Below are 11,475 nucleotides of genomic sequence, written 5' to 3'. Positions count from 1 at the left end.
TTTATTGAACACTCACTCTTTTATGTTTTTCTGCACTTAATCTATCAAGTGCCTGATTAAGCTTAAAGACATTAATCACAGGCTCACCTAAAAATGAGATTAATGGTGTTGTCGTATTCTCTTTTATTAATTGCTTAATCTCATCTTTAGTGAGTTGACGAGAATGTGCAATATTTTCAACTTGGTAATAGGCCGCTTGTAATGAAATATGAGGATCAAGTCCACTCCCTGATGCGGTCACTAAATCAACAGGAACAGCCTGATCATTATCAACCGCTTTTTGCCACATTTGAACGCGTTTCGTGACCTCATTAAGCAATAATGGATTTGAAGATGCTAATTGGCTAGCGCCTGAAGCCATGCTGTTATAGGGCATTTCTGACGTCATTGATGGACGACTTTTAAAATAATCATCCCGTGTAAATTGTTGCCCAATAAATTCAGATCCAATGAGCTTGTTATCTTGATAAACCAATGAACCATTCGCTTGCCATGGGAAAATAAGATTGGCTAATCCTGTAACAAACAAAGGATAGGCGAGTCCGGTTATTAATGTGAGTAATAATAACATTACTAAGGATGAACGAAATAGATGCATATAGAGCTCCTTAAAACCCAATAAACGCTAAGATCATATCGATGATTTTAATGCCAATAAAAGGGACTAATAATCCGCTGATCCCATATAAAGAGAGGTTACGGCGCAATAATGAATGCGCAGAAACAGGGCGATAATGCACACCTTTAAGGGCAAGAGGGATCAAAAAGACAATGATTAAGGCATTAAAAATAACCGCAGATAGCATGGCAGATGCTGGTGAATGTAAGTTCATGACATTAAGCATGTTGAGCTGTGGGTAGGTGACAGCGAAAGCCGCAGGAATAATGGCGAAGTATTTGGCGATATCGTTGGAAATACTAAATGTGGTTAAAGCGCCCCGTGTCATTAGCATTTGTTTACCAATATGCACAACTTCGATTAATTTTGTTGGATTAGAGTCTAAATCGACCATATTTCCCGCTTCTTTGGCAGCTTGAGTGCCTGAATTCATGGCAACAGCGACATCCGCTTGCGCCAAAGCTGGAGCATCATTAGTACCGTCACCCGTCATTGCGACTAATCGACCTTCTGATTGATATTGGCGAATTAATGCCAGTTTTGCTTCAGGTGTTGCTTCAGCCAGAAAATCATCAACACCAGATTCTGCTGCGATAGCCGCCGCCGTAAGATGATTATCACCGGTGATCATGACGGTTTTTATACCCATTTGGCGAAGTTGAGCAAAGCGCTCTTTAATTCCACCTTTCACAATATCTTTAAGTTCAACAACACCTAAAATTTTCTGATTTTCCACTACCACCAGCGGTGTTCCTCCGGATCTCGCTACTTGCTCAACTATCGCGGTGACTTCATCAGGAAAATGGCCGTGACTGACTTCAATATGGCGACGAATAGCATCAACGGAACCTTTGCGGATCAAGCGCTCTCCTAAATTGACACCACTCATTCTTGTCATTGCAGAGAAGGGAATAAAAGAAGCTCCAATTGACGCTAAATCACGTTCGCGCAAATTAAAACGCTGTTTAGCGAGGATCACAATACTTCTGCCTTCGGGCGTTTCATCTGCAAGCGAGCTTAATTGTGCTGCATCAGCAAGTTGTTTTTCGCTAATACCCGAAAGAGGGATAAAACGAGAAGCTTGACGGTTACCGAGTGTAATCGTGCCTGTTTTATCAAGAAGTAAGACATCAACATCACCGGCGGCTTCAACAGCACGCCCACTGGTTGCAATCACATTGGCATCTAACATGCGGCTCATTCCCGCCACACCAATTGATGAAAGCAAGCCGCCAATCGTTGTGGGAATAAGACACACCAACAAAGCAATTAAAGTGACAACAGAAATAACCTCACCATGACCTTGAAATTCGACAGCAAACACACTAAATGGATAAAGTGTTATACAAGCCAATAAGAAAATCAGCGTCAGTGCAGTTAATAAGATGGTCAAAGCAACTTCATTCGGCGTCTTTCTACGCTTTGCACCTTCTACCATTCCAATCATGCGGTCGAGAAATGAATTACCTGCCTCAGCAGTGCAGCGAATAATCAGCCAATCTGACAATACTCGAGTGCCACCAGTCACAGAAGAAAAATCGCCACCTGATTCACGAATAACAGGTGCTGATTCACCCGTAATCGCACTTTCATCAACAGAAGCACCACCTTCAATGACTTCACCATCACAAGGAATAGTTTCGCCAGCGTTGACTAAAACGATATCACCTTTATGCAATGAGAAAGAGTCAACGGTTTCTTTCGAGGCATTAATGTCTGCATGATGTAAACGTATCGCTTTGGATTGTTGTTTAGCACCTCGTAAGCTAGCAGCTTGTGCTTTGCTTCGACTTTCTGCTAATGATTCAGCGAAATTGGCAAATAGCAATGTCACCCATAACCAAAACATGACTTGTGAAGTAAAGTGATTATCATCAGGAAGATAATCTAACAGCGAAGCAATCCAAATTCCGGTAGTTAAGAGCGCACCCACATAAACAATAAACTTAACGGGGTTACGCCATTGTGCTTGAGGCGTACATTTTTTTATCGCATCAAAGAAAGCCGATATCACAGTTTTTCTGTCAAATAGTTGAGTTTTTTTCATGATACGTTTCCTTATTTAGCCCAGAACAGCTGTAGGTGTTCTGCAATAGGGCCAAGTGCTAATGCCGGAACAAAAGTTAAAGCGCCGATCATTAATACAGTGAGGATCAATAACAAAATAAATAGCGGTGAAGTGGTAGAGAGTGTTGCCAAGCTTTCTGGCTGACGCTTTTTCACGGCTAAACTACCTGCGATAGCTAAAACAGGTAACATGACACCAAAGCGACCAATCAACATGGAAAGCCCTAATAATAGATTGTAAAAAGGTGAGGTGGCATTAAGCCCAGCAAAAGCACTACCGTTATTATTAGCAGCAGAAGTAAAGGCATATAACACTTCACTAAAGCCATGAGGACCCGGATTTAAAATGGCTTCACGACCAACATCAGTAAATAAGGCGAGGGTTGTACCTAATAAAACAACAGCAGGAGAAATTAAAATAGCAACCGCTACCCATTTCATTTCGGCAACACCAATCTTTTTACCAAGGTATTCAGGTGCTCGACCAACCATTAATCCAGCGATAAACACCGCTAATAATACATAGAGGATCATGCCGTAAAATCCTGATCCTACACCACCAAATACCACTTCTCCTGTTTGCATTAACCACATTGGCACCATGCCACCTAAAGCGGTTAATGAGTCATGCATGGCATTAACTGCACCACAAGATGCTGCTGTTGTGACAGCAACAAAAATAGCGCTACCTATTATTCCAAAGCGCGTTTCTTTGCCTTCCATATTCAGCGAGCTATCTGTACCAGCAAAGATAAATTCTGGATTTCCTTGCCATTCAGCCCAAGTGACCACAATAACAGCAACAATAAAAATAAACGTCATAGCCCAAAGTAAGGTATGACCTTGGCGCTGTGATCCACTTAAACGACCAAAGGCAAAACATAAGGCAGTAGGAATAAGAAATATGGCAAGTATCTGCAAGAAGTTACTTAATGATGTTGGATTTTCGTAAGGATGGGCAGAGTTTGCCGCGAAATAGCCACCGCCATTTGTTCCTAACAATTTAATGGCTTCTTGAGAAGCAACTGGCCCCATAGGTAACCATTGCTGTTGACCATCAAGACCTTGGCTTAATATCGCTGGGTGAAAGTTTTGTATTACCCCTTGGCTGACAAATAACAGTGACCAAACAATTGATAAAGGGAGTAGGACATATAATGTAATGCGCCCAATATCGACCCATGCATTCCCTAATGAGGAACAAGAGGACTGTGTTAGCGCTCTAATTAAAACAAAAGCGACAGCAATACCCGTTGTTGCAGATAAGAAGTTTTGCACTGCAAGCCCTGTTATTTGGCTTAAATAACTCACTGCGGTTTCACCGCTGTAAGCTTGCCAATTAGTATTAGTGATAAAGCTAATTGTGGTATTTAACGCTAAGTCCCAATTCATATTAGATGCAAATTGAGGGTTTAAAGGTAAATAGCCTTGGTTAAGCAGTATGACAAATAATAGAATTGCGCCCATTAAGTTAAAAATAAGTAGGGCAAGCATATAGTGATACCAGCTCATCGGCTGGATTGCTTTTCCTGCGGGCTTAAAACCACAACAACGCCAAATAACATGTTCGGTTTGAGTAACCCAATGAGGTAAGTCACCTTCAATAAGGCGAGCTAAATAATGTCCAAGCATTTTCCCCATCACTAATAATGTGATCAGAAAAACAGCAAGATAGATCAACATCGTTGTTGCCATTTTTAAAATGCCTCTGCGTGGAATAACACATAGATAAGATAAGCAGTGAGCAAAACAACTAACGTCACAGCACCGAATATCAGCATCAGAACAATCCTTTTACTATTTAGATTGAGTGAGCGTACTGAATGGGCTGTAAAGATGTTGATAAAAGAGAGGTGAGAAGTGTAAAAAAAGTATAAAAATGGGGATTATTCATAATAATGATATCGAAATGAAATTATTAAAAATGAATTTTAATAATTCACTTAATATAAAATCATTGATAATTAAAAATATGAATTAATATAAATGTAATTAGATTAATTAATGTGACAATATTCTTTTTATAATGCATTGTTTTGTTCTCGACTTTATTTTAAATAAAATAAAGAATTGTTTAATTTAATTATTCCATTATATAAAGAGTTACTATGTCTGAAAATACTTCTATTCGCGACAAAGCCTTGCTTTATCATTTGACATGTCTAGATAATTTACCAAATATCTTAGAAACAGGATTGCGCTCAAGAGCTTCACTGAGTGATGATTTTATTGATGTAGCTGATGGAAATATAATACAAGGAAGAGAGGCAAAAACACTTGAACAAATGGTACCATTTCACTTTTTCGCCGGTAATCCATTTGATGGTCGCGTATTGGTTGACAATAAAGATCTTGATTTTTGCGTTATAACTGTTCGCCGTAATTTAGCTAAAGTTAATAATTGGAAAATAATTCCGGCACATCCTTTAGCGTCAGAGGGAGTGGATATAATGAGCTATGATGAAGGCATGGAAGCCATAAACTGGGAGTTATTAGATAAAAGAGATTATAAAGATACAATGTGTAAACTTGTTTGTATGGCGGAGTGTCTTTCCCCTGATACTGTTCTTGCAAGTTCTTTTTTCAATATTTATGTAAAAGATGCTAATATGGAAGATGTTGTGAGAGACTTATTGAAAAAAAATAAGTTAAATATACATGTCGATATCATGGAACATTTCTGCGTAAAAAAATGATTATATATTCTTCAGGTGATATTTTTGAATCGAATACAACCGCATTGGTTAATGCGGTTAACTGCCAAGGTGTGATGGGTAAAGGCATTGCCTATCAATTCAAAGAAAAATTCCCGAAAAATTTTATAAATTATAAAACCGCTTGTGATGAAAATAGATTTAAGATTGGCAATATTCTTATTACTAGCGAAAAAGGAAAATTAATTGTTAATTTTCCTACAAAAGATACATGGCGCAAAAAATCACAATATGAATATATCGAAAAAGGACTATTAACGTTAAAAGAAGAAATAATAAAAAGAAAAATTAACTCAATAGCATTACCACCATTAGGTTGTGGCAATGGTGGATTGGATTGGAACCGAGTAGAAGAACTCATTATAAATATATTTTCAGATTTAGAAAATGTCGATATTTTATTATATGCACCAATAACAAAAAATATAGATTCTAAAGATAAAGCTCTATTAAATATAGATCATTTAATTGTACTTTATGCTATGTCGCATCTTAAAGATAAAAGAAGATATAGCTTAAATACTTTATTTTATTTATGTCAGAAACTATCGGGTTATAACTCTTTTAATTTTAGTGTTGTTTACGGTAGAGCTTATTCAAATGATCTTGATGTTATTACGAATGATCTTAGAAATTTAAAAGAAAAACAAAGTGTTAATTTTGATTCTTTTATAGATAATTATATTAATACTCATATATCAAAAAAAATGGAAAATGAGTTTAAAAAAATAGTTCCAAAACTAAAAATCTATATTGAATTACTTAATGAGTTAGATGGAAAAGACGAATTTTCAGAACTAATTAATATAGTTGAAATTATTTCTAATAAAGATATTTTCACTTCCATTCTTTTGGAAAATAATGACACCAAAAAAGTGATAATCGAAAAAATGATTAATATAGGGTTTATCCAAGAGAATATATTAGGTCAATATGAATTTAACTATAATTTGAAGTAATATTATAAAAAACCAGCCATTAAGGCTGGTCTATCTATTAATAACGCTATTTTGTTATTAGTAAAACAGTTATTAGCAAAATAACTGTTTTTCAGCAGGGGTGATATTTAGCAGAGATTGCCAGTTTTTTAGCGTTAATGTCGCCAGCATAGCTAAACCTTCATAATAAGGGAATGCACCTTGCAGAGATAACTTCTCTAAATAACGATAACCCCACGGCAGAAGGTGTTCTGCTAATAGCTCATTTAATTTTTCAGGACGAGTTTCTGCAATCCATGCCACCATCATCACCATTAAACCAAAATGATCTTCAGGTTCATTTTGAGTTAACGCAATATCAATGCCATTTTCTAGCATCCATTCACGTAGATCTAATGTTGAATTACCGAATAATACATTTTCATGATCAAGGTAAACAGAGCCCCAAGGTGGCGCAGGCAGTGCGTAAGGGCCAACAAATAAACGTTGATATGCCTGTGCTAAAGTTTCTTCCGCTAATGCAGTTTGTGAAAGAAGGTTAGCAATGCGTTGCTTTTCTTCATCACTGCCATAAGGCCATTCTTCAACCCACTTTTGACTAGACAGCAGCTCGACAATGTCACTTTTCTCAGTAGGTGCATAATAAAAAGCCGCGCCTAAAATACGGGCAGTGAGAGAAATATCAGTAATAAGTTGTTGTTCCATAATATTTTTATAATCCGCTTAGATTTATTGTCTTTACTATATGCGATTTTCTATCTAAACATAATGACGAAGATTAAAAAAGAGCGATACCGTAATATAAAAGGAAAACCGCCATAACAGATAAAAAGAGTGTGCTTTTTAACTATTACAGCGGTTTAGAAGGGTGAGAAATTAATTAACCCACGACTGCCATGCCGACAGTCATATGTAAACCATAGAACACGCCGCGTCCTATAAACTCACCAGCAAACACTAAAATAAAGCCCAATGTTAACAAAGCAATCGAAGGGTTATTTTTACGTAACAGTGGGGTAATCCAACAACTCAAGCCTAAGACTAAAGCCACTAATTTAATCCCCATCAAAGCTCCATAGTTAGGGACTAAATCCACCGCTTTTTGCACAGAGGTTTGAATAGAACCTAATTCAAAACCTTGTGATGTTGCCACAATAGCACTCACAAGAATGGCGATAACACTGAGTAATGGCAATGCACTGACACAGTTTAGATTAAAACCTGCAATACGCATTAAGAGTGCCGCTAAAATAGGGCCACAGATAAAGGCCGTTAGCGCAAAATTAAATGTGGTATAGCTGTTATACCAAGTCGGAACAGTATCAATTTGGTATACACGAGAGATAGCCGTAATAAATAATGCAGCTAATACCATAACCAGTGCGACCCATAATTTGCCTAATGCAGCAGGCATTTTATTAAGTACAGCCAGTAACCAGTAAATACCTCCCAGCGCAAAGAAAATTGAACCGCTAGCAATTTCATTACTTAATGATGAGTGACCCAAACGAAGTAATGAGTTAAATGCGCGTAATGGGGTTCCCATATGCATCATGGATAATAAGAAGCCAATACCCATTAATGCCCAGAGTCCAAACATGCTGTAATGCACTTTTCGGTTCATTTCTGCGGAAAGCTTACCCGAAAGGATAGCGCACCCCATAATAATAAAGGCACCCGCAACACTTTGGCCGATAACAGTAAAAAACATTAGTGGCCATTCATGCAATCCCACCATCTTACACCTCCTCTGGGTTTGCCAGATGACCAGTGGTATCACCCACAGGACGGCTATTGGCATTTAATTTAAGGACAATATTTGGTTTGGTGTATTTTGCTGAAGGAAGTGGTGCAATTTCAGCTAAATCACCATATTTAGCGCGTAACTCTTCAATAGGTGCCATATCTAATGCACGCAGTGGACAAGATTCGACACAAATAGGTTTTTTGCCTTCAGCCACACGTTCATAGCAACCATCACATTTGGTCATATGACCTTTGACTTCATCAAATTGCGGTGCGCCGTAAGGGCAAGCCATATGACAATAACGACAACCGATACAAATATCTTCATTAACAACAACAAAGCCGTCTTCACGTTTATGCATCGCGCCACTTGGGCAAACTTTGGCACAAGCTGGATCATCACAGTGGTTACACGAAATAGATAGGTAATAAGCAAACACGTTTTGTGTATAAACGCCATCTTGCTCAGTCCAATCACCACCCGCATATTCATAAATACGGCGGAAATTCACTTCAGGGGATAAATTTTTAAAATCCTTGCACGCCAGTTCACAGGTTTTGCAGCCGGTGCAACGACTTGAATCAATATAAAAACCATATTGCGTTGACATAACCAGACTCCTTACGCCTTGACGACTTCAACAAGATTACTGTGAGAAGGATTACCCTTAGCGAGAGGTGAAGGGCGTTGTGTCGTTAACACGTTAATACTACCTGCGTGATCAATTCGATTACTGTCTGGGTTATACCAAGCACCTTCGCTTAAGCCGACCACGCCCGGTAAAATACGAGGTGTGACTTTCGCATTGATCCGAACTTCACCACGATCGTTATAAATACGCACTAAATCACCGTGTTTGATACCGCGTTTAGTAGCATCAACAGGGTTGATCCATATTTCTTGAGGGCAAGCTGCCTTTAAGACATCAACGTTGCCATACGTTGAGTGAGTGCGTGATTTATAGTGGAATCCTGTCATTTGTAATGGATATTTTTCCATTGCTGGATCGCCATAGCTTTCAAAACCAGCAGAGTAGATAGGCAGTGGATCAATCACATCGTCAGACGCGAGTTCCCATGTCGCTTTAATGTCGGCAAGTTGAGAAGAATAAATCTCAATTTTACCTGATGGCGTTGTTAATGGGTTGTTTTCAGGATCTTCACGGAATTTACGATAAGCAACGTGATGACCTTCAGGATCGCGTTTTTTGAAGATACCTTGAGCACGGAATTCTTCAAAAGTCGGCAATTCAGGTAAGTTTTGACGAGATTGCTCATAAAGGTGACGTAGCCACTCTTCTTGTGTTCGGTTTTCAGTGAATTTTTCACCCACACCCATGCGTTTTGCAATTTCGCTTGTCATTTCATAGATATTACGGCTTTCAAAGCGAGGTTTGATTGCCTGATCAGCGAAAATAACATAAGCCATATTACCTGCTGATGCATCCATACAGAAATCCATTTGTTCTGATGCTGTGCAATCAGGAAGTAGAATGTCGGCATACTTAGCAGATGCTGTCATATGGTTATCGATCACCACAATCATTTCGCATTTTTTATCGTCTTGCAAAATGTCATGAGTACGATTGATTTCAGAATGTTGGTTTACTAAGCAGTTGCCCGCGTAGTTCCATACCATTTTGATTGGTACATCAAGTTTGTCTTTACCACGAACACCGTCACGGGTTGCCGTCATTTCTGGACCACGTAAAATGGCATCTGTCCACATAAACATAGAAATGCTGGTGGTAACAGGGTTAGTAAAGGTTGGCATACGAACAAAAGGAATACTGTAAGAGCCTTCACGAGCGCCAGTATTACCGCCGTTAATTCCCACATTACCCGTTAAAATAGAGAGCATTGCGATAGCACGAGAAGCAAGCTCACCGTTAGAACGACGTTGAGGACCCCAGCCTTGTGTAATATAAGCAGGTTTCGCTGTTGCGATTTCACGGGCTAATTTAACAATGCGTGAAGCAGGAATACCAGTGATCTGCGCCGCCCACTCAGGCGTTTTTGGCTGACCATCTGCACCATTACCTAAAATATAGGCTTTATAGTGGCCATTTTTTGGCGCACCCTCTGGCATAGTGGTTTCATCGTAACCAACACAATATTTATCTAAGAAAGGCTTATCAACTAAGTCTTCTTTAATCATGACATAAGCTAATGCATTAACTAATGCAGCATCTGTTCCTGGACGAATTGGGATCCATTCATCTTCACGACCAGCACCCGTATCGGTATAGCGTGGATCGATGATAATCATTCGTGCATCAGATTTTTCACGAGCTTGTTCAACGTAATAGGTGACACCGCCACCACTCATACGGGTTTCACCCGGATTATTACCGAACATCACGACAAGTTTGGTGTTTTCAATATCTGAAGGGCTATTACCATCTGCCCAACCACCATAAGTATAATTTAAGCCCGCTGCGATTTGCGCCGTACTATAGTCACCATAATGATTCAGATAACCGCCACAACAATTCATTAAACGTGCAATTAATGTTGCACCTGGTGGCCAAGACTTCGTCATGGTGCCACCTAATGTTCCTGTACCGTAGTTTAGATAAATAGATTCATTACCATAATCTTTGATTAAACGTTTCATGGTATCTGAAATAGTATCAAACGCTTCATCCCATGAAATACGTTCAAATTTACCTTCACCACGTTTACCTACACGTTTCATTGGATAACGTAAACGGTCTGGGTTGTAAACACGGCGACGCATAGAACGACCACGTAAACAAGCACGCACTTGATGTAATTCTTCGTAGACATCATTGCCCGTGTTGTCGGTTTCAACGTATTTAATTTCACCATCAATCACATGCATACGTAATGGGCAACGACTACCGCAGTTTACAGTACATGCGCTCCACACGACTTTTTCGCTATTCGTTGTTGGTTTTGTTTCCGAGGCAATGGCTTGATGAAAGGGGAGTGATAATCCACCTGCGGTTATCGCTAAACCACCCGCTGCACCTGTTTTTACAAAACGACGGCGAGATAAGGGAGTGGAAAGTAACGCCATCTCTTTGATGTTTTTCATACATTACTCACTTGATTATTAAAATTTTAAGAAAAAACAGCAGCTAATAAGCTTATAAAGAAATAATGATTGTTATTGTTGTTAAAAAATAAGCACTTTAACGTAGGCAATAAAACCCAACTGTTAATGTGGATACTACGTATTTCCTGAAAGTTGTAGTTGCTTTACATCAAAGAAAAGTGATTTATTACAAGCGTTACCAGTTTTTAAGATTATCTTAAGTTTTTGTATTGGTTGTATTTAATCATTTGATTAATAACCTTTATATAAATAAATATATAACGATTAGTTAAGTGTTTGGATGTTATCAGTAACATTTATTAAGCCTGC

9 protein-coding genes are annotated in these 11,475 nt (G+C 38.6%); 2 read left to right on the top strand and 7 right to left on the bottom strand.

Translation table 11 applies throughout. The annotated features are described in order from the left end of the window. Window position 1: 1 nt before the first annotated feature. Genes kdpC through kdpA form a run of 3 tightly spaced genes read right to left on the bottom strand, consistent with a single transcriptional unit; the run spans window position 2 to window position 4,381 of the window. The gene (kdpC, locus tag ACNART_RS01705; protein WP_368926715.1) at window positions 2-598 is read right to left on the bottom strand and encodes a potassium-transporting ATPase subunit KdpC; all 597 of its coding nucleotides are present in this window, start codon (window positions 596-598) and stop codon (window positions 2-4) included. 10 nt (window positions 599-608) lie between these two features. Beyond that, complete coding sequence (kdpB, locus tag ACNART_RS01700) at window positions 609-2,666, bottom strand: potassium-transporting ATPase subunit KdpB (RefSeq protein ID WP_416303418.1); 2,058 nt, start codon at window positions 2,664-2,666, stop codon at window positions 609-611. Between the two features lie 11 nt (window positions 2,667-2,677). Continuing rightward, window positions 2,678-4,381, bottom strand: a complete 1,704-nt coding sequence (kdpA, locus tag ACNART_RS01695; protein WP_368926719.1) for a potassium-transporting ATPase subunit KdpA — start codon at window positions 4,379-4,381, stop codon at window positions 2,678-2,680. Between the two features lie 413 nt (window positions 4,382-4,794). Between kdpA and ACNART_RS01690 the strand changes: the two genes are divergently transcribed. Next, on the top strand, window positions 4,795-5,382 hold the full coding sequence (locus ACNART_RS01690; RefSeq protein WP_198632146.1) for a DarT ssDNA thymidine ADP-ribosyltransferase family protein: 588 nt from the start codon (window positions 4,795-4,797) through the stop codon (window positions 5,380-5,382). Further along, a complete protein-coding gene (locus ACNART_RS01685; RefSeq protein WP_198619487.1) occupies window positions 5,379-6,359 on the top strand; it encodes a macro domain-containing protein in 981 nt (326 codons plus the stop codon). Before ACNART_RS01690 ends, ACNART_RS01685 begins: the two co-directional genes overlap by 4 nt. A 72-nt stretch (window positions 6,360-6,431) precedes the next feature. On the opposite strand, the gene dmsD is transcribed toward ACNART_RS01685, so the two are convergent. From dmsD to dmsA, 4 genes are all read right to left on the bottom strand, one after another. Continuing rightward, complete coding sequence (gene dmsD, locus ACNART_RS01680; RefSeq protein ID WP_198619488.1) at window positions 6,432-7,043, bottom strand: Tat proofreading chaperone DmsD; 612 nt, start codon at window positions 7,041-7,043, stop codon at window positions 6,432-6,434. A gap of 175 nt (window positions 7,044-7,218) precedes the next feature. Next, a complete protein-coding gene (locus tag ACNART_RS01675) occupies window positions 7,219-8,076 on the bottom strand; it encodes a DmsC/YnfH family molybdoenzyme membrane anchor subunit (protein ID WP_368926721.1) in 858 nt (285 codons plus the stop codon). A gap of 1 nt (window position 8,077) precedes the next feature. Then, window positions 8,078-8,695: a DMSO/selenate family reductase complex B subunit gene (locus ACNART_RS01670; protein ID WP_023582154.1), complete on the bottom strand. Its 618-nt coding sequence runs from the start codon at window positions 8,693-8,695 to the stop codon at window positions 8,078-8,080. 11 nt (window positions 8,696-8,706) lie between these two features. Beyond that, window positions 8,707-11,145 (bottom strand): dimethylsulfoxide reductase subunit A, encoded by a 2,439-nt coding sequence (dmsA, locus tag ACNART_RS01665; RefSeq protein ID WP_102086686.1) that lies wholly within the window; start codon window positions 11,143-11,145, stop codon window positions 8,707-8,709. Window positions 11,146-11,475 lie beyond the last annotated feature (330 nt).

The sequence above is a fragment of the Proteus sp. LHD240705 genome (assembly GCF_047921555.1).
Taxonomy (GTDB): Bacteria; Pseudomonadota; Gammaproteobacteria; order Enterobacterales; family Enterobacteriaceae; genus Proteus.
The sequence above is the reverse complement of the archived record's forward strand: the minus strand, read 5'-3'. Positions and strand labels throughout refer to the sequence as shown.

Excerpts from the sequence above, each read along its gene's own strand:
- kdpC (WP_368926715.1), bottom strand. The coding sequence starts at position 598 with ATGCATCTATTTCGTTCATCCTTAGTAATGTTATTATTACTCACATTA.
- kdpB (WP_416303418.1), bottom strand. The coding sequence starts at position 2,666 with ATGAAAAAAACTCAACTATTTGACAGAAAAACTGTGATATCGGCTTTC.
- kdpA (WP_368926719.1), bottom strand. The coding sequence starts at position 4,381 with ATGGCAACAACGATGTTGATCTATCTTGCTGTTTTTCTGATCACATTA.
- ACNART_RS01690 (WP_198632146.1), top strand. The coding sequence starts at position 4,795 with ATGTCTGAAAATACTTCTATTCGCGACAAAGCCTTGCTTTATCATTTG.
- ACNART_RS01685 (WP_198619487.1), top strand. The coding sequence starts at position 5,379 with ATGATTATATATTCTTCAGGTGATATTTTTGAATCGAATACAACCGCA.
- dmsD (WP_198619488.1), bottom strand. The coding sequence starts at position 7,043 with ATGGAACAACAACTTATTACTGATATTTCTCTCACTGCCCGTATTTTA.
- ACNART_RS01675 (WP_368926721.1), bottom strand. The coding sequence starts at position 8,076 with ATGGTGGGATTGCATGAATGGCCACTAATGTTTTTTACTGTTATCGGC.
- ACNART_RS01670 (WP_023582154.1), bottom strand. The coding sequence starts at position 8,695 with ATGTCAACGCAATATGGTTTTTATATTGATTCAAGTCGTTGCACCGGC.
- dmsA (WP_102086686.1), bottom strand. The coding sequence starts at position 11,145 with ATGAAAAACATCAAAGAGATGGCGTTACTTTCCACTCCCTTATCTCGC.